The 18,103-nt window shown below is 67.7% G+C and carries 13 protein-coding genes; 6 read left to right on the forward strand and 7 right to left on the reverse strand.

Annotation, left to right across the window (positions count from 1 at the left end; genetic code table 11):
• Nucleotides 1-16 precede the first annotated feature (16 nt).
• From AB0Q90_RS35045 to AB0Q90_RS35065, 5 genes are all read left to right on the forward strand, one after another.
• Nucleotides 17-1,045, forward strand: a complete 1,029-nt coding sequence (locus AB0Q90_RS35045; RefSeq protein WP_363161836.1) for an ABC transporter permease — start codon at nucleotides 17-19, stop codon at nucleotides 1,043-1,045.
• 83 nt (nucleotides 1,046-1,128) lie between these two features.
• Entirely contained in the window at nucleotides 1,129-2,895 is a 1,767-nt protein-coding gene (locus AB0Q90_RS35050) for an ABC transporter substrate-binding protein (RefSeq protein ID WP_363161837.1), read from the forward strand.
• Nucleotides 2,896-3,020: 125 nt separating this feature from the next.
• Complete coding sequence (locus AB0Q90_RS35055; protein ID WP_363161838.1) at nucleotides 3,021-4,001, forward strand: ABC transporter permease; 981 nt, start codon at nucleotides 3,021-3,023, stop codon at nucleotides 3,999-4,001.
• A gap of 49 nt (nucleotides 4,002-4,050) precedes the next feature.
• Nucleotides 4,051-5,088, forward strand: a complete 1,038-nt coding sequence (locus tag AB0Q90_RS35060; RefSeq protein WP_363161839.1) for an ABC transporter ATP-binding protein — start codon at nucleotides 4,051-4,053, stop codon at nucleotides 5,086-5,088.
• A gap of 26 nt (nucleotides 5,089-5,114) precedes the next feature.
• Nucleotides 5,115-6,161, forward strand: a complete 1,047-nt coding sequence (locus tag AB0Q90_RS35065) for a dipeptide ABC transporter ATP-binding protein (protein WP_363161840.1) — start codon at nucleotides 5,115-5,117, stop codon at nucleotides 6,159-6,161.
• A 128-nt stretch (nucleotides 6,162-6,289) separates the two neighbouring features.
• Here the strand turns inward: AB0Q90_RS35065 and AB0Q90_RS35070 are convergent, their stop codons facing one another.
• The 7 genes from AB0Q90_RS35070 to AB0Q90_RS35100 form a co-directional block, all read right to left on the reverse strand.
• Entirely contained in the window at nucleotides 6,290-7,423 is a 1,134-nt protein-coding gene (locus tag AB0Q90_RS35070) for a dipeptide ABC transporter ATP-binding protein (RefSeq protein WP_363161841.1), read from the reverse strand.
• A 44-nt stretch (nucleotides 7,424-7,467) separates the two neighbouring features.
• Entirely contained in the window at nucleotides 7,468-8,529 is a 1,062-nt protein-coding gene (locus AB0Q90_RS35075) for an ABC transporter ATP-binding protein (protein ID WP_363161842.1), read from the reverse strand.
• 13 nt (nucleotides 8,530-8,542) lie between these two features.
• Nucleotides 8,543-9,520 carry an ABC transporter permease gene (locus tag AB0Q90_RS35080; protein WP_363161843.1) on the reverse strand — a complete coding sequence of 326 codons (978 nt, stop codon included), beginning with the start codon at nucleotides 9,518-9,520 and terminating at the stop codon, nucleotides 8,543-8,545.
• Between the two features lie 98 nt (nucleotides 9,521-9,618).
• Entirely contained in the window at nucleotides 9,619-11,412 is a 1,794-nt protein-coding gene (locus tag AB0Q90_RS35085; RefSeq protein WP_363161844.1) for an ABC transporter substrate-binding protein, read from the reverse strand.
• 116 nt (nucleotides 11,413-11,528) lie between these two features.
• Nucleotides 11,529-12,575, reverse strand: coding sequence for an ABC transporter permease (locus tag AB0Q90_RS35090; RefSeq protein ID WP_363161845.1), 1,047 nt, complete (start codon nucleotides 12,573-12,575; stop codon nucleotides 11,529-11,531).
• 641 nt (nucleotides 12,576-13,216) lie between these two features.
• Nucleotides 13,217-15,124: a translational GTPase TypA gene (gene typA / locus AB0Q90_RS35095; protein ID WP_363161846.1), complete on the reverse strand. Its 1,908-nt coding sequence runs from the start codon at nucleotides 15,122-15,124 to the stop codon at nucleotides 13,217-13,219.
• A 194-nt stretch (nucleotides 15,125-15,318) separates the two neighbouring features.
• A complete protein-coding gene (locus tag AB0Q90_RS35100) occupies nucleotides 15,319-17,505 on the reverse strand; it encodes an ABC transporter family substrate-binding protein (protein WP_363161847.1) in 2,187 nt (728 codons plus the stop codon).
• Between the two features lie 287 nt (nucleotides 17,506-17,792).
• Between AB0Q90_RS35100 and AB0Q90_RS35105 the strand changes: the two genes are divergently transcribed.
• Nucleotides 17,793-18,083: a hypothetical protein gene (locus AB0Q90_RS35105; protein ID WP_363161848.1), complete on the forward strand. Its 291-nt coding sequence runs from the start codon at nucleotides 17,793-17,795 to the stop codon at nucleotides 18,081-18,083.
• Nucleotides 18,084-18,103 lie beyond the last annotated feature (20 nt).

Below are 18,103 nucleotides of genomic sequence, written 5' to 3' on the forward strand. Positions count from 1 at the left end.
TTGGGCCAGGAGCACCATGACCCCCCCAACTCCATCAGCGGCTGCGCCGCTTGAGGCGACCGACGAGAGCGTCGAGAAGTCGATCACTTCTGACGCCCCGAAGGTGAACGAGAGCCGGTCTCCCGGGCAGCTCGCCTGGCGCCGGTTCAAGCGCGACCGCACGGGCGTCATCTCCGCGTTCGTCGTGATCTTCTTCTTTGTGATCGCGCTGGCCGCACCGCTCATCTCCAAGCTGTACGGCAAGGACCCGTACACGACGTACGGGATCAACACTCCTGGCCTGCTGGGCGACAACGGCTTCCCGGTCGGACCCAACGGCGGTGTGAGCAGCGAGTTCTGGTTCGGCATCGACCCTCAGCTCGGGCGGGACGTCTTCACCTTCCTGCTCTACGCGATGCGCAACTCGCTGCTGATCGCCACGGCCATCACCATCCTCGTCGTGATCATCGGTGTGGCCATCGGCGTCACGGCCGGCTATGTGGGCGGCAAGACGGACTGGTTCATAGGCCGGGTCATCGACATCCTGCTCGCCTTCCCCCAGCAGCTGTTCTTCGTGGCCTTCACGCCGGTCGTCATCGCCCTGTTCGTGGGCGCCGAGGAGAACACCCCGGTCTGGCTCATCGTCACGGCGATGATCCTGCTGCTCACCGCCTTCGGCTGGGCCTCCATCGCCCGACTGCTGCGCGGCCAGGTACTGGCCCTGCGCGAGCGGGAGTTCGTCGAGGCCGCGAAGGTCACGGGCGCGTCCCCGGCCCGCATCATCTTCAAGGAGCTGCTGCCCAACCTCTGGACGCCGATCCTGATCCAGGCGACCCTCATGCTCCCGCTGATGGTCACCACGGAAGCGGGTCTCGCCTTCCTCGGCGTCGGTCTTCAGGACCCGACCCCCGACTGGGGCGCAATGATCGGCTACGCCGCCAAGTTCTACCAGGACGACATCACCTTCCTGCTCTTCCCGGGTCTGGCCATGGTGATCTTCGTGCTGGCGTTCAACCTGCTCGGTGACTCGGTACGCGACGCGCTCGACCCGAAGACCAAGCGCTGACTCCGGCCCTTCAGGACCACGGCAAAGGCGCCGGGGTGCCGGACCACCTCTCTCATCAACTCTCATTCCAAGGCAGGATTGCGATGTCCTTCTCGCGCAGAAACTTCCTGATAGCCACCGGCGTCGCCGCCGCGTCCGGCTCCGTGCTGACCGCGTGCAGCAGCGGTGACTCCACCAGCAACTCCGGTGGTGGCGGGAAGGCCGAGGCCGCCAAGGCCGACACGACCACGGTCAAGATCGGTACCGCCGAGGACTCCAAGGGCCCGGCCCCCGAGGTCTCCGGTGCGAAGAAGGGTGGCACCGTCTACCTGCTGAACGACGACGACTTCTCGCACCTCGACCCGCAGCGCATCTACTACGCCTGGAACTCGCTCGCGGCGGTCGTGCTCTCCCGCACGCTGACCGGCTACAAGGTCGCCGACGACGGCACGATGACCCTGGTCGGCGACCTCGCCACCGACACGGGCACCATGACGGACGGCGGCAAGACCTGGTCCTTCACCCTGAAGGACGGCGTCAAGTGGGAGGACGGCTCCGACGTCACCGTCGACGACGTCCGCCACGGCATCGAGCGTGCCTTCGCCAACTTCATCACCGAGGGCGCCTTCTACGTCCAGACCTGGCTGACGGGCTCCTCGGACTACCGCAAGTCGTACCCGGGCCCGTACAAGGGCAAGCACCTGAAGTCGATCGAGACGAGCGGGAAGACCATCACCTTCCACCTCTCCGAGGCGCGTCCCGACTTCAACTACGTCGTCGCGATGCACTCCTACGCGCCGACCCCGGAGAAGAAGGACACGAAGCAGGACTACGACAAGAAGCCTGTCTCCAGCGGTCCTTACAAGATCAAGACGCACGTCACCGACAAGTCGATGGTCCTGGTCCGCAACGAGCACTGGGACGCGGCGACGGACCCGATCCGCAACGCCTACCCGGACCAGTTCGACTTCACCTTCGGTGTCGAGCAGCTGACCGCGATCGACCGTCTGCTCGCCGACTCCGGCAACGACCAGTACGCCGTCTCGTGGCGCACCATCCCCCAGGAGCGCATCCAGAAGGCCACCACCGAGGCCAAGGACCGCGTCTTCGAGGAGCTGGGCTCCGGCGTCAGCTGCTACTGGATCAACACCACCCGGGTCGACGACATCGCCGTCCGCGAGGCCATCATCAAGGCCTGGCCGACCGCCCAGATCCGCCAGCTGATGGGTGGCACCCACCGCGGTGACTACGCGACCGGCATCATGAGCCCGCTCGTCGCCGGCTACAAGTCGCAGGACGTCTGGGGCAAGCTGAAGAAGCCGCAGGGCGACCCGGCCGCCGCGAAGAAGGTCCTGGAGAAGGCCGGCAAGTCCGGTTACAAGGTCGTCTACGCCTACCAGAACGACGAGCAGCAGGCGAAGATCAAGGTCGTCATCGAGAACGCCCTGAAGGCCGCCGGCTTCGAGGTCGTCACCAAGCCGATCGACTCCACCACCTGGTACGACCAGGTCGGCAAGCTCGACAACGGCTTCGACGTCTACTGGGGTGGCTGGTCCTCCGACTGGCCGACCGGTTACTCGGTCTTCCAGCCGCTGTTCGAGAGCAGCCAGGTCGTCGACCAGGGCCAGAACTACTCGCACCTGAAGGACCCGGCCGTCGACGCCGCCATCAAGGCCGCGACCGCCGAGGTCGACCAGACCAAGGCGAACGACATGTGGGCCGCCCTGGACAAGCAGGTCACGGAGACGGGTGCCTTCATCCCCGACGTCTACATGAAGCGCATCTACATGCACGGCTCCAAGCTCGGCAACGTGAAGATGGACCCGAACTTCGACGGTTGCATGCTCTACAAGATGTACGTCAAGGCCTGATCCATCCCTGAGCGGTGGGGGCGACCGAACCGGCCGCCCCCACCCTCGGCTCTCGTCCTCCGGGCCCCCGGTCATCCCGGCCCGGCCCGATCCGCACGACGGCCCTCCCAGGAAAGCCACTCCCGATGCTTCGCTTCCTCACCCGGCGCTTCCTCGGCGCCGTGATCACGCTGCTGATCATCAGCGCGATCACGTTCATGCTCTTCTACGCGGTGCCGCGCGACCCGGCCCGTATGGCGTGCGGCAAGATCTGCACCCCGGAGACCCTCGCGCTCATCAAGCACAACACGGGGATGGACGAGTCGGTGCCGATGCAGTACTGGCACTGGCTCACCGGCATCTTCCTGGGCCGTGAGTACCCGGGCTTCGGCAGCTGCGACGCGCCCTGCCTCGGCTACTCGTTCATCAACCGCGAGCCGGTCCTCAACACCGTCCTGGACCGCTTCCCGGCGACCTTCTCGCTGACCCTCGGCGCGGCCGTGGTCTTCCTGGTCTTCGGTATCGGCACGGGTATGCTCGCCGCCCTCAAGCAGGGCAAGCCGCTCGACAAGATCGCGAGCGGTGCCTCGCTGGTCGCCTCGTCGATGCAGATCTACTTCGTCGGCACGCTGGCGATGTTCCTCTTCGTGTACCAGTGGCACATCCTGTCCCAGCCGTCGTACACACCCTTCTCCGAGGACCCCACCGCCTGGTTCGGCGGACTGGTGCTCGCCTGGCTGGTCCTCGCCCTGATCTTCACCGCGAACTACACGCGTATGACGCGCTCCCAGATGGTCGAGACGCTCAGCGAGGACTACGTTCGCGCGGCTCGTGCCAAGGGTCTGTCGCAGCGCACCGTCTTCTTCCGGTTCGCCTGGCGCGGCGCCATGGGTCCGATCGTCACCATCTTCGGCATCGACCTGGGCGTACTGCTCGGCGGCGCCATGATCACCGAGAAGACCTTCAGCATCCAGGGCCTCGGCCTGCTCGCCATCAAGTCGGTCTTCACCAACGACCTTCCGATGCTGCTGGGCGTCATGATCCTCACCGCCTCCTTCGTGGTGGTCGCCAACATCGTGGTCGATGCCTGCTACGCCCTCATCGACCCCCGTATCAGGCTCGCCTGACCCTCGCCCCCACCAGCTACCCCGCATCACCCCTTACTGGAGCGTCCCCGTGACGAGCACCGAACAGCAGCCCTTCCTGTCCATCAAGGATCTGAAGGTGCACTTCTCGACCGAGGACGGCGTCGTCAAGGCCGTCGATGGTCTGTCCTTCGACCTCGTACGCGGCAAGACGCTGGGCATCGTGGGTGAGTCGGGGTCGGGCAAGTCGGTCACCAACCTGACCATCCTGGGTCTGCACAACCCGGACAGCACCACGGTCGAGGGCTCGATCGTCCTCGACGGCGAGGAGCTGAACGGGGCGCCGGAGAAGACCCTGGAGAAGCTCCGCGGCAACAAGATGTCGATGATCTTCCAGGACGCGCTGACCTCGCTGTCGCCGTACCACACCATCGGCCAGCAGATCGCCGAGACGTACCGGAAGCACACCGGCTGCTCCAAGAAGGTGGCCCGGGCCCGCGCGATCGAGATGCTGACCCGGGTCGGCATCCCGCAGCCGGACGTGCGGGTGGACGACTACCCGCACCAGTTCTCCGGCGGTATGCGCCAGCGCGCGATGATCGCCATGGCCCTGGTCTGCGACCCCGAGCTGCTGATCGCCGACGAGCCGACCACCGCGCTGGACGTGACCGTGCAGGCCCAGATCATGGACCTGCTCAAGGACCTCCAGAAGGAGTTCGGCACCGCGATCATCTTCATCACCCACGACCTCGGCGTGATAGCCGACATCGCCGACGACGTGCTGGTGATGTACGGCGGCCGATGCGTGGAGCGCGGCACGAAGCAGGAGGTGCTGCGCGACCCGCAGCACCCCTACACCTGGGGCCTGCTGGGCTCGATGCCGAGCCTGGACCACCCGGTCGACGTCCCGCTGAACCCGATCCCGGGTTCGCCGCCGTCGCTGCTGAACCCGCCGTCGGGCTGTCGGTTCCACCCGCGGTGCGCCTTCCCCGAGAAGGTCGAGGGCGGGCTGTGCTCGTCGGAGCGGCCGCTCCTGGAGATCGTCGACGGACGTGGGTCCGCCTGCCATCTGACCGCCGACCAGCGCCGCGAGTTCTTCAGCGACCTCGCCGGCAGCCGCGCCAACTGACGTACTCAAGACGGGATTTCACCACCATGAGCAGCACCCCTCCCCTCCTGGACGTCTCCGGGCTGACCAAACACTTCCCCATCAAGGGTGGCTTCCCGATCCGGCGGACCGTCGGCGCGGTGCAGGCCGTCGACGGTCTCGACTTCCAGGTCAACGAGGGTGAGAGCCTCGGCCTGGTCGGCGAGTCGGGCTGCGGCAAGTCGACCACCGGCCGGCTGATCACCCGGCTCCTGGAGCCGACCGCCGGCACGATCTCCTACCGCGGCAAGGACATCACCCACGCGGGCCGCAAGCAGCTGGCGCCGGTCCGCTCCGAGATCCAGATGATCTTCCAGGACCCGTATGCCTCGCTGAACCCGCGGCACACGGTCGGCAAGATCATCGCGGGTCCGATGGAGATCAACGACATCAACCCCGAGGGCGGCCGCGAGAAGCGGGTCCGCGAGCTGCTGGAGATCGTCGGCCTCAACCCCGAGCACTTCAACCGCTTCCCGCACGAGTTCTCCGGCGGTCAGCGCCAGCGCATCGGCGTCGCCCGCGCGCTGGCCCTGGAGCCGAAGCTGATCGTCGCGGACGAGCCGGTCTCCGCGCTGGACGTGTCGATCCAGGCCCAGGTCGTCAACCTGCTCCAGCAGGTGCAGCGGGAACTCGGCATCGCGTTCGTCTTCATCGCCCACGACCTGGCTGTCGTGCGGCACTTCTCACAGCGCGTGGCGGTCATGTACCTCGGTAAGATCGTAGAGATCGCCGACCGCGAGGACCTGTACGGCAACCCGCGCCACCCCTACACGCGGGCCCTGCTGTCCGCCGTACCGGAAGCCACGGCCGACGACACGCCCGCCCGCGAGCGCATCCGCCTGACCGGCGACGTGCCCTCCCCGATCAACCCGCCGTCCGGCTGCCGGTTCCGCACCCGCTGCTGGAAGGCGACCGAGAAGTGCGCGACGGAGGCGCCGCCGCTGGTCCAGGTCGAGGGCAACAAGCCCGGCCACCTGACCGCCTGCCACTACCCCGAGACGGAGGAGACGATTCCGGCTCCGCGTCTCTCCAAGGACCCCCAGGCGACGGCCTGACACACCCCTTTTCGTCAGCCGCCGCCCACGGAACGGACCATCACCGGCCCATTGACCCGAGCCCATGATCGTCCGGTTCCAGGGGACAGAAGGCCCGCGCCCTCCCCGGGTGCGGGCCTTCGTCGCAGTCAGTCCTCGCCGCTGTTCTCCAGCGACTCCTCCAGCGCAGCCAGCGCCGGATCCAGCACGATGTCCTCGTCCCGCGCCTCGATCGTCGGGTCCTCCGGGAAGTGACAGGCCGTCAAGTGGCCGTCGTGGTTGCCGGAGAGGCGGATCAGCGGCGGCTCCTCGGCGGCGCACTTGTCCTGGGCCTTCCAGCAGCGGGTGCGGAAGCGGCAGCCGGAAGGCGGGGAGATCGGGGACGGGACATCGCCGGCGAGCCGGATCCGCTCCCGGGCGGGCGCCGCATCGTCCGCCAGGTTGACCTCGGGCACCGCGGACAGCAGGGCGTGGGTGTACGGGTGGCGGGGGCGGGTGTAGATGGAGTCGCGGTCGCCGACCTCGATCACCTTGCCGAGGTACATGACCGCCACGCGGTGCGAGAAGTGCCGCACGACAGCCAGGTCGTGGGCGATGAACAGGAACGCGATGCCGAGTTCCTGCTGGACCTGCTGGAGGAGGTTCACCACCTGGGCCTGGATCGAGACGTCGAGGGCCGAGACGGGCTCGTCGGCGACGATCAGCCTCGGCTCCAGGGCCAACGCCCGCGCCACGCCGATACGCTGGCGCTGGCCGCCGGAGAACTCGTGCGGGAAGCGGTTGTAGTGCTCGGGATTGAGGCCGACGATTTCGAGGAGTTCGCGCACCCGCCTCTCCCGGCCGCCCTGCGGCTCGATCCCGTTGATCTCCATCGGGTTCGAGATGATCTTGCCGACCGTCTGGCGGGGGTTCAGCGAGGAGTACGGGTCCTGGAAGATCATCTGGATCTCGGACCTGATGGGGGCGAGCTGCTTGCGCGAAGCACGCGTGATGTCCTTGCCGCGGTAGGAGATCGTGCCGGCGGTCGGCTCCAGGAGCCGGGTGATCAGCCGGCCGGTGGTGGACTTGCCGCAGCCCGACTCCCCCACCAGGCCGAAGCTCTCCCCGACGTGCACGGTCAGGTCGATGCCGTCGACGGCCTGGACCTGGCCGACGGTACGGCGGATCGGGAAGCCGCCCCTGACCGGGAAGTGCTTGACCAGCCCCTCGACCACCAGGAGCGGCTCCCCTGCCGAGTCGACGGCGGCCCCGCGCGGGGCGGGGAGGACGAGGTCCTCTGTCATGACTCCTCTTTCCTCACGTTGTCGTCCTTCATGGTGCTGCCGTCCTAGCCCAGGCGGGGCCGGATCTCCTCGATGAAGATGGTCCGCTTCTGGTCGGCCGTCAGATGGCAGGCCGAGGAGCGGTCCGGGCCCAGCAGCGGGCGCTCGGTGACGCAGCGGTTGCCGCCCACCCGGTCCTGGAAGGTGCACCGGGGGTGGAAGCGGCAGCCGGACGGCGGGTCGAGCAGCGACGGCGGGGTGCCCGGGATGGGGGCGAGGGGGGCCGCGAGGTCGGAGTCGAGACGCGGCATGGAGTTCAGCAGGCCCCAGGTGTAGGGGTGTTGCGGCGAGCGGAGCACCTGGTCGGTGGTGCCGCGCTCGATGGCGCTGCCCGCATACATCACCATGATGTCGTCGGCCATGTCGGCGATCACCCCGAGGTCGTGGGTGATGAAGACGATCGCCGAGCCGAACTCCTGCTGGAGGTCCTTGAGCAGGTCGAGGATCTGCGCCTGGACGGTCACGTCGAGCGCCGTGGTCGGCTCGTCGGCGATCAGCAGGTCCGGGTCGCAGACCAGGGCCATGGCGATCATCGCGCGCTGGCGCATGCCACCGGAGAACTGGTGCGGATAGTCGTTGGCCCGATCCTTGGGGTTGGGGATGCCGACCTTGCCGAGCATCTCCACCGCCCGTGCCCAGGCGGCCCTCTTCGAGGCGCCGGTGTGCTTCATGAAGGGTTCGGCGATCTGCCGGCCCACCGTGTAGTACGGCGAGAGGGCCGTGAGCGGGTCCTGGAAGATCATGGCGGCCTTGTTGCCGCGCACCTTCTCCAGTTCCTTCTCGGTGGCGGTGACCAGTTCCTGCCCGTCGAGGACGATCTCGCCGTCGATCGTGGTGGTCCTGGGGTTGTGCAGACCGAGGATGGTCAAGTTGGTCACGGACTTGCCGGAGCCCGACTCGCCCACGATGCCCAGGGTCTTGCCCCGTGCGACGTCGAAGGAGAGACCGTCGACTGCCTTGACGACGCCGTCCTCCGTCGCGAACCGCACACTCAGATCGCGGACCGACAGAAAGCCCTCGGGCCCGGTCGGCGCCGGCGCGTCCTCGGCCTTGGTCAGTGTGGTCACGTGGTCGCTCTTCCTACGAAAGCCGGATACGCGGGTCGATCCAGGCGTACGTAATGTCGGTGATCATGTTGAGGATGAGGATCGCGAAGGCGCCGACCAGCATGACGCCCATCGTGAGCGGGAGGTCCTTGTTGACGGCGCCGTCCACGGCGAGCCGGCCGATTCCCTGGAGAGAGAAGGTCAGTTCGGTGACCACGGCACCGCCGAGCAGGCTGGAGAGATCGATGCCGAGCACGGTGACGATGGGGATGAGGGAGCCGCGCCAGGCGTAGCGGAAGAACACGTACCGCTGTGCCATGCCCTTGGCCTTGGCCGTGCGTACGTGTTCCTCGGCGAGCTGCTCGATCAGTGAGGAGCGTGCCATACGGGTGTACTGCGCGGTGAAGATGGTGGCCATCACGACCATGGGGATGGAGAGTCCGATCAGCCAGTCGACCGGGTTCTCGGTGATCGGGACGTAGTGCGGGTCCTCCATCCAGCCCGTGCTGTAGACGAAGATCATCAGGGCGATCGGGCCGAGGAAGTAGATCTGGAACGAGCTGAGGACCATGGAGGCGCCCGTGGCGGTCTTGTCGACCACGGATCCTCGTCGGTAGGCGGCGAGCATGCCCGTCCCGAGGCCCACGATGAGGAAGGTGATCGCGGCCCCGATGGTCAGGGAGAGGGTCAGCGGGAAGCGGTCCTTGATGGTGTCCCAGACGTAGTCGCCCGAGTAGAACGACTGGCCCAGACAGGGCGCCGAGCAGTGCCCGTCGGGGAAGTCGCGTCCGGTGACGATGCCGGACATGAAGTCCCAGAACTGCTGCGCGACCGGCAGGTTGAGGCCGAGCGCCTCACGGATGTCCTCAAGCCGCTGCGGAGAACAGTCCCGGCCGCAGGCCAGTGAGGCGTAGTCGGAGGGGGCCGCGATGAACAGGAAGAACGTGGCGGCACCGATCAGGAACAGAGTGACCAGGGCACCGATCGTGCGCCGGATGATGAACTGAACCATGGCGGGTTGGCTGCTCTCTGCCGGGTGGTTGGGGAGGTCTCGCGGAACCCGGGGGTGCGCTCCGCCTGGTGCGCACCCCCGCGGTCAGCCGTGGAGAGCTACGACTTCAGGAACAGGTTGTTGACGTCGATGTAGCTGGACTCGGTGCTGTAGCGGGCACCGCCGATGTTGGAGCCGAAGAGCTGCAGCTGCTTCGTGTACCACAGCGGGGGCCCCGGGTTGATCTCCTCCAGGATGTAGTGGTGCGCTTCCTTCCAGGTCGCCGCGGCCTCCGTCGGCTCCTGGGTGAGCGCCTTCTTGATCAACTCCTGGACCTTGGGGTCGTTGACGTGCGAGTAGTTCGACCCGCCGTCGGCGACCTGGTCACCGTCGTAGATCGGCGTGACGACCGTGCCCGGCGACGGCCAGTCCTGGCCCCAGCCGGTGATGTACATGTCGTACGGGTTGGCGAGCTTGCCGATCTGCTCGTAGTAGCTGGCGCCGTCGAGTTCCTTGGCGACGACGTCGAAGCCGACCTTGGTCAGGGCGTCCTCGACGGCCACCTTGCGGCGCTGGCCCTGCTCGGTGTTCGGGTAGGCGAAGACGAGCTTCTTCTCCGCGGCCGGGACGTCGGCGAGGAGTTCCTTGGCCTTTTCGATGTTGCCGGCCGGGGACTTGAGCCGGCCGAACGGGTCGTAGTCCGCCTCGTAGCCCGGCAGGGTCGGTGCGAACAGGTTCGGGGCCACGTCACCGCCGTAGGCGCCGCCCTCGCCGGCGATGAGCGACTTGGAGTTCACCGCGTAGGCGGCGGCGTCGCGGACCGTCTTGTTCTTCACCCGGTCGAGGTTGAAGCTCAGCACCATGACGTAGGGCTGGTAGCCCTTGATCGTGCGCTTGTTGGTGGCCGCGTCGCCGACGACGTCCTGGACCTGGGTGGAGTCGACGCTGCCGGTGAACTGGATGGCGTTCTTGGACACACCCTGGTCGGCGATCAGACGCTTGGTCTGCGTCGACTCGGTGATCCCGAAGGAGAAGTCGTAGCCGTCCACGTACTGGTGGCGCACGGGGTCGGTCTTGGCGTCCCAGTTCTCGTTCTTCACGAGCTTGAGGGACTTGCCGATCTTGTACTCGGAGATCTTGTACGGGCCGGTGGAGACCGGTGCCTTGTCGTACTTCTCCTTGGTGTCGGTCGCCTCAGGGACGACGGTGTAGCCCGGCATCGCCAGCGTCTGGGGCAGGTCGGGGCGCGCCGTGTCGAAATGGAAGACGACCGTCTTGTCGTCCGGGGTCTCCAGGACGGTGTCCGGCAGGTGCTTGTCGCCGAAGCCTCCGTCGGGCAGGGCGTCCCGGTACTCGGGACCGCTCAGCCAGGTCTGGAGGTAGGTCGGGCCGTCGAAGATGAACTTCGCGTACGTGCGCTCGACGCTGTGGCGGATGTCGGCGGACGTGATCGGCTTGCCGTTCTGGTCCTTGACGCCGTCCTTGAGCGTGTACGTCCAGGTCTTGCCGCCGTCCGAGGACTTGCCGGAGTCGGTGGCGAGGTCACCGACGACGGTGACGTTGCCCTTGCCGTCCTCCTGGAAGTTGGTGAGCCCTCTGTAGAGCAGGTTGGCGACCTGGCCGGCGTCGGAGACGTAGATCTGGCCCGGGTCCAGGTGCGTGAGGCCCGCTTCCTGGTAGACCGTGATGGTGCCGCCGCTCCGCGCGCCCGCCACCTCCTTGGCGGGGCCGGTCGAGGCGGTCTCGTCGGCGTAGGTGACCGCCTTCGACTGGACCGCCGCCTCCTTCTGGTCTTCCTCGGAGTCCTTTCCGGACGTGCTGCCCTTGTTCTCGGAGCACCCGGTCAGTACCAGGGCGCCTGACGCCACCGCGACCAGGACGGTCCGCACCGTGCGTGAGCTGAGCGAGTTCATAGCGATGTATGCACCTGCCTGTCGGTTTGTTATCCACTGAGCACTGCTGAGCACTGCCTGACTCGGCCGCAGGCCGACGCAGGGGGTGGCAGCCCCCACCCGCCCTCGGACGTGAATCACCGCCCGGACTTGGGGTCCAACGCGTCCCGTACGGAGTCTCCGAGGAGGTTGAAGCACAGGACGAAGGTCACCAGCGCGACGCCGGGGAAGAACATGAACGCCGGGTCCTGCTCGGCGACATCGGCGCCGGTGGCGAACATGCGTCCCCAGTCCGGGGTCGGTTCGACGAAGCCGACGCCCGCGAAGGAGAGGAACGCGATGGTGAGAATGGTGCTGGGCAGCTGGTAGGTGAACTGCACCAGGATCGGCGAGACCACGTTCGGCAGGATCTCCTTGCGGACGATCCGCCAGGGCGAGGCGCCGGCCACCTTGGCGGCCTCGACGAACTCTCTCTCCCGCAGGGACAGCACAGTCGAACGCACCAGGCGGGCCATGCTCATCCAGCCCAGCAGCCACAGCACGATCAGGATGGCCAGCGCCCGGAAGTAGGTGGGCGTCTCCTCGCGCGGGTCCACGAAGAACGCGGTCACCACCGGCATGAAGGCGATGAAGAACAGCTGCTGAGGGAAGGAGAGGAAGAAGTCGGTGACCCGGCCCAGCCAGTAGTCGGTACGGCCGCCGAAGTAGCCGCCGATCAGGCCGACGGTGACGCCGGTCAGCATCAGCAGCGTGGTGACGCCGAGCGCCATGTACAGCGAGGTGCGGATGCCGTACAGCAGCATGGTGAAGACATCGCGTCCGAACTGCGGCTCGACGCCGAACCAGTGCTCGCCGGAGATCCCGCCGAAGTAGCCCAGCGGCAGGCCGAACTCGTCCAGGATGGGGTTCTCGGTCGCGTACTCGGGATCCTGGCCGTAGAGCGTGTACGGGTTCTTGCCGTACAGCTTGGCGATCAGGGGAGCCAGTAGGGAGATCACGAAGTAACCGAGCACGACCCAGGCGCAGATGACGCCCACGCGGTCGCGTTTGAAGCGGGTCCACGCCAGTTGGCCGGGAGAGCGGCCCTCCAGCTTCTTGGCCTCCTCCGGATTTGCTTTCGGCCCTGGTTCGCCGTCGACGACGACCGAACCTCCGCCGCCCTCAATGTCGATAGGACTTGTCACAGTTCGTCCGTTTCACAGGTGTGGGTGTGCCGAACTCGCGACCGGCGCAGGGTATGCGGGATCGCAGATCGGATCATGGAGAAACGTCGGGGCACCCCGGGGCACGCGGGAAATCCGCAGCCGGACGCGCGTAGTTGAACGGCGGCGCTAGCCCGCCGTCGACTGCCTCAGCGGCAACTGCCCGACGCGGACGGTCGATCGACGAAATCGGACGGCATGACCCACCTGGTGCGTGTGACACCGCACATGGGTTCCTCCTCGTGACTCAACGCGTTCACCGACAAGAGGGGGTACGTGTCTTTCCTCCGACACCCCTGACGGAGGGTCAGACACCCCCTGGTGCTCGTGAGCCGGCGCTGTCCCCACAGCGCGAGACCCATTGACCCGAGCGCTACGCGGCTAACTATCTGCCATGTGCCAACTACCGACCACTGTCTTTAAATCTCAATTCAGTCACAGCTGGCGCGTAGACCTTCCAAAATCTGGACAAAGCGTTCGCCCGGAGAAGCCGCGAAACGGACGTGTTACATGGCTATCGGGCGAGCATCCCCGCATTTCGGACAGGAGGGGGTCAAAAAACGGGTTGCAAAAAGCCCGGATCCCCCCATGATCGGGGGGACCCGGGCTCAAGTGCCGGAAGATCAGCCGTGCTTGGCGCGGCTCGCGGTGCGGGCGCGGTCACGCTGGTCGAGCACGACCTTGCGGATGCGAACGGCCTCCGGGGTCACCTCGACGCACTCGTCGTCACGGCAGAACTCCAGGGACTGCTCCAACGAGAGCTTCCGCGGCGGGACGATCGCCTCGAACGAGTCGGCCGAGGACGACCGCATGTTCGTCAGCTTCTTCTCCTTGGTGATGTTCACGTCCATGTCGTCGGAGCGCGAGTTCTCGCCGACGATCATGCCCTCGTACACCTCGGTGCCGGGGTCGGTGAACAGCACACCGCGCTCCTGGAGGTTCGTCATCGCGAACGCCGTGACGGCACCGGAGCGGTCGGCGACCAGCGAGCCGTTGTTACGGGTCTGGAGCGTGCCGAACCAGGGCTCGAAGCCCTCGTGGATCGAGTGGCCGATGCCGGTGCCGCGGGTCTGGGTCAGGAACTCCGTCCGGAATCCGATCAGACCGCGCGAGGGCACGACGAACTCCATGCGGACCCAGCCGGAGCCGTGGTTGGACATGTTGTCCATCCGGCCCTTGCGGACGCCCATGAGCTGCGTGACCGCGCCCATGTGCTCCTCGGGCACGTCGATGGTCATGCGCTCGACGGGCTCGTGGACCTTGCCGTCGATCTCCTTGGTGACCACCTGGGGCTTGCCGATGGTCAGCTCGAAGCCCTCGCGGCGCATCTGCTCGACCAGGATGGCGAGCGCGAGCTCACCACGGCCCTGGACCTCCCAGGCGTCCGGGCGCTCGGTGTCGAGCACGCGGAGGGAGACGTTACCGATCAGCTCGCGGTCCAGGCGGTCCTTGACCTGACGGGCGGTGACCTTGCGGTCCTTGACCACGGCCTTGGCGTCCGCGCCCTTGCCGGTGGCGCCACGGCCGACCAGCGGCGAGGTGTTCGTACCGATGACCATGGAGATCGCCGGCTCGTCGACCGTGATCAGCGGGAGGGCGATCGGGTTCTCGGTGTCCGCGAGGGTCTCACCGATCATGATGTCCGGGATACCGGCGACGGCACAGATGTCACCGGGGCCGGCCACCTCGGCGGGCTTGCGGGTGAGCGCCTCGGTCATCAGCAGCTCGGTGATGCGGACGTTGGACATGGTGCCGTCGCGCTTGATCCACGTGACGGTCTGGCCCTTGCGGAGCTCGCCCTGCTCGACCCGGAGCAGCGCGATACGGCCGAGGAAGTTGTCGGCGTCCAGGTTGGTGACGTGGGCCTGGAGCGGGGCGGCCTCGTCGTAGGTCGGGGCCGGGATGTGCTCCAGGATCGTCGAGAAGAACGGCTCCAGGTTGGTGGAGTCCGCGGGAACGGTCCCGTCCTCCGGCTTGGTCAGCGAGGCGACGCCGTCACGGCCGCAGGCGTAGACGATCGGGAACTCGATCTGGTCCTCGTCCGCGTCCAGGTCCAGGAAGAGGTCGTACGTCTCGTTGACGACCTCGTCGATCCTGGAGTCCGGGCGGTCCGTCTTGTTGATGCACAGGATGACGGGCAGGCGCTGCTGGAGCGCCTTGCGCAGCACGAAGCGGGTCTGCGGGAGCGGACCCTCGGAGGCGTCGACGAGCAGCACGACACCGTCGACCATCGACAGACCGCGCTCGACCTCGCCGCCGAAGTCGGCGTGGCCGGGGGTGTCGATGATGTTGATCGTGATCGGTTCCCCGCCGTCCTTCGGGTGGTACTTGACCGCCGTGTTCTTGGCGAGGATCGTGATGCCCTTCTCACGCTCCAGGTCGTTCGAGTCCATCATGCGGTCGTCGACGGAGTCGAGCTGGTGGGCGGCGAAGGCACCGGCCTGCTTCAGCATGCCGTCGACGATGGTGGTCTTGCCGTGGTCGACGTGGGCGACGATGGCGACGTTGCGGATGTCGTGGCGCGTGGCCATATTGCGGCGTTCTCCCGGAGTGGTGAGGACGGCTCTCGCGTACGTCTGTGTTACGCGGGCCCTGCCGGGCTGGACACGCCACGGCCTCACCCCATGGTACGGGGCCCGGGGTGCAAGAGCGCGCCGGGATACGTTTGTGCAGGTTGGGGTGGGTTTAAGGGTGCTGAACCCACCCCGTCCGAAGGTCCCGCACCCTACTTCTTCGTCGGCCCCGCCGCCCCCGGCCGCGCGCCCTTCTTCAGGAAGCCCATGTCCTCGTAGACCGGCGTCTGGAAGCCGAAGGCGCCCGCGTTGGCGAGATTCTTCTTCGCCGCGGTGAGCTGCGGGCGCTGGTAGAGGGGGATGGAGCCGGCGGCCGCCCAGATGCGGGAGTCGGCCTTGCGGATCAGGCCCTTGCTCTCGCCCTCGTCCAGCGTGGAGATCGCCTGGTCGAAGAGCTGGTCGACCTGGTCGGTGCCGACACGGGTGTAGTTCTGCTCGACGTTCAGGGAGCCGTCCGCCGCCGGGACCGGCTTGGCGTAGATCGGGCGGGCGTCGGTCGCCGGGAAGGCGGAGGCGGGCCAGGAGTACAGCGCCAGGTCGTACTCGCCGGACGCGACGTGGTCCTTGAAGTAGCTCTCGTCCGCCACCTTCGACAGCTCGGTGCGGATGCCCACCCGGTCCAGCATGCGCCGGATGCGTTCCGCGACCGTCCGCAGCGTCTCCGAGCCGGGGCCGGAGGGCAGCACGAAGCGGAGCGTGAGCGGCTTGCCGTCCTTGGCCAGCGCCCCGGCCGCGGCGCCCGCGGGGGCGGCGGTCCCCTTGGGGGCGTAGGCGCCCGGCGCCCCGCCCTGCTTCAGGCCGTGCTTCTTCTTCTCCCGGTCGGCCTCGCGGGGGGCCTCGGCTGGTGCCTTGTCGTCCTGGCCGACGATGTACGTGCCGTCGTCGCCGCCGGCCGACTCCTTCCCGGCCGCCTTGGACTTCTTCCCCGTCGACCCGGCCGCCTTCTCCCCCTTCTTCGTCTCCTTCAGCGGACCGCCGAGCTCCCACCCGGCGTCCGCCAGCAGCGCCTGCGCCTCCGCCGTGTCCTGGCCGCCGAGCGCGCCGCTGTTGTCGGCGTACGCGGCCTGGCCGGAGAGCGCGAGATGGCTGCCGACGGGCTCGGCGGGCAGCCCCAGCGGCTTCAGGACGAGCCCGGCGAGCTCCTCGCGGTCCAGGGCGCGGGCGACGGCCCGGCGGACGCGCTCGTCGGCGAGCGGGCCGTCGGCGCCGTTGAGGGCGAGCTGGGTGTAGGCGGGCTCAAGGGAGCGGCGGACCTCGAAGCCCTGGAGGGCCTGCTGCTGACGCTCGTACTTGGTGACCGCCTTGCGCTGCTTCTTGCGTGCGCTGATCTCCTCGTCCGCGGCTTCCTCGTCGGAGCCCTTGGCGACGGCCCAGGAGTGCAGGGCGTCCGCGGCGGTCACCTCGCTGCCGGGGCCGTACAGCGGCGAACTGCCCTGGAGCGGGGCGCTCGCGCCCTTGGCGCGGGCGGCGAGCCCGATGCGCTGGACCGTCTCCGGGTCGATCTCGGCCAGGTCGAGCTTCCCGGCGGCGAGGGCGGCGGCCCGCTCGTCGCGCGGGACGGCCTTCAGCACGATCTCGGACAGCTTGGCCTGGTGGCCCCACCAGCGCGGGTTGCGGGCGAGGGTGATCTCGTCGTCCTTGCGGTCGATCTTCCGCACCGCGAAGGGGCCCGCGGTGACCTTGAGCTTGCGCCGGGCCCCGTCGTTGAAGGAGTCCGGGGTGCCCATGACGTCCTTCGGGTACAGCGGCGAGAACAGCGAGCGCCAGTCGGCGTAGGGGCGGCCGAAGGTGACCTTGACCTCCAGGTCGTTGGCGCCGCGCTCGATCCGCTCGATGCGGTCGTAGCCGGCGTTGCGCGCGGTCCAGTAGGCGCTGTCCTTGCCGGACAGGGCGCGCCACTGGGCGGCGAAGTCGGCGGCACCGATCTCGCGGCCGTCGCTCCAGACGGCCTGCTGGTTGAGCTTGTACAGCACGACCTGCCGGGGCTCGGTCTCGACGACCTTCGCGGACTCCAGGTAGTCGGGGTTGATCTCCGGCCGCCCGTACTCGTCCAGCCGGTACATCGACGGCAGCACGGCCTGGGCGACGCGGGTGGTGGTCGCGTCGGCGTCCGCCTGGAAGGTGTTCAGGGTCTCCGGTACGGCGTCCACGGCCCAGCGCAGGGTGCCGCCGTCGGCGACCAGGGAGCGGGCGGCGGGCGCGATGTCCTGCTCGGCGAGGGGCTTGCCCGCCTGGTCCTCGGAGCCGCAGCCGGCCAGTGCGGGCACCGCGAGCGCGCTCGCGGCAAGGAAAACGACCGAACGCATCACCGCGCGCGGTCCGGGGCCGTCGTAGGACATCTCTGCTTACCTCCGGGAGCCGCGGGCGTTATGATCACTTTTGGCGGTATATGGAGCTGATCACATCTATGCGGCCACTGAAGAGGAAAGGGTTCGGCAACGGGCGGCGACACGGCGAGGGACGCCGGGAACCCCACCCGTGCGGCGCAACGCACCGCGGGATGCACCCACGCGCCTCGGCCAATCGGTGCACGTCCCTTCACAGCGACAGGTGTGACGCGCAACACTCGCAGGCGCATGAACGTTGCCACCCACGGCCGCACGGCCGACGGAAGTGAGGTCACGTCATGTCCGTGAACGACGACCTGACATCAGTCCAGCGGTGCCTCGACGACCTCAGCAGGTCGGTGAGCCGGCTGGAGCAGCAACTGGGCAGTGGCGGGCTGGACGTCCGCCGCGTCCGCACCGACTGCGATCACCTGCGCGAGAGCGTGGCCCTGCTGCGTGCGGCGGCCTCCGCCCCCGCGGCGCCCAAGCGCCCCGACCTCGTGACCATCCCCGACACCCCGTACGACGACTCTCTGTGGATCGACACGGATGACGAGGGTCTCGGCGCCCGGGACCGGCACGCCCCCTGAACCCGAACCCGAACCCGAAC

Origin of the sequence: Streptomyces sp. NPDC079141 (assembly GCF_040686775.1) — a bacterium.
In the GTDB taxonomy this organism is placed as follows: Bacteria; Actinomycetota; Actinomycetes; order Streptomycetales; family Streptomycetaceae; genus Streptomyces.

Coding starts and splice junctions, on each gene's coding strand:
- AB0Q90_RS35045 (WP_363161836.1), top strand. CDS start 17: ATGACCCCCCCAACTCCATCAGCGGCTGCGCCGCTTGAGGCGACCGAC.
- AB0Q90_RS35050 (WP_363161837.1), top strand. CDS start 1,129: ATGTCCTTCTCGCGCAGAAACTTCCTGATAGCCACCGGCGTCGCCGCC.
- AB0Q90_RS35055 (WP_363161838.1), top strand. CDS start 3,021: ATGCTTCGCTTCCTCACCCGGCGCTTCCTCGGCGCCGTGATCACGCTG.
- AB0Q90_RS35065 (WP_363161840.1), top strand. CDS start 5,115: ATGAGCAGCACCCCTCCCCTCCTGGACGTCTCCGGGCTGACCAAACAC.
- AB0Q90_RS35070 (WP_363161841.1), bottom strand. CDS start 7,423: ATGACAGAGGACCTCGTCCTCCCCGCCCCGCGCGGGGCCGCCGTCGAC.
- AB0Q90_RS35080 (WP_363161843.1), bottom strand. CDS start 9,520: ATGGTTCAGTTCATCATCCGGCGCACGATCGGTGCCCTGGTCACTCTG.
- AB0Q90_RS35085 (WP_363161844.1), bottom strand. CDS start 11,412: ATGAACTCGCTCAGCTCACGCACGGTGCGGACCGTCCTGGTCGCGGTG.
- typA (WP_363161846.1), bottom strand. CDS start 15,124: ATGGCCACGCGCCACGACATCCGCAACGTCGCCATCGTCGCCCACGTC.
- AB0Q90_RS35100 (WP_363161847.1), bottom strand. CDS start 17,505: ATGTCCTACGACGGCCCCGGACCGCGCGCGGTGATGCGTTCGGTCGTT.
- AB0Q90_RS35105 (WP_363161848.1), top strand. CDS start 17,793: ATGTCCGTGAACGACGACCTGACATCAGTCCAGCGGTGCCTCGACGAC.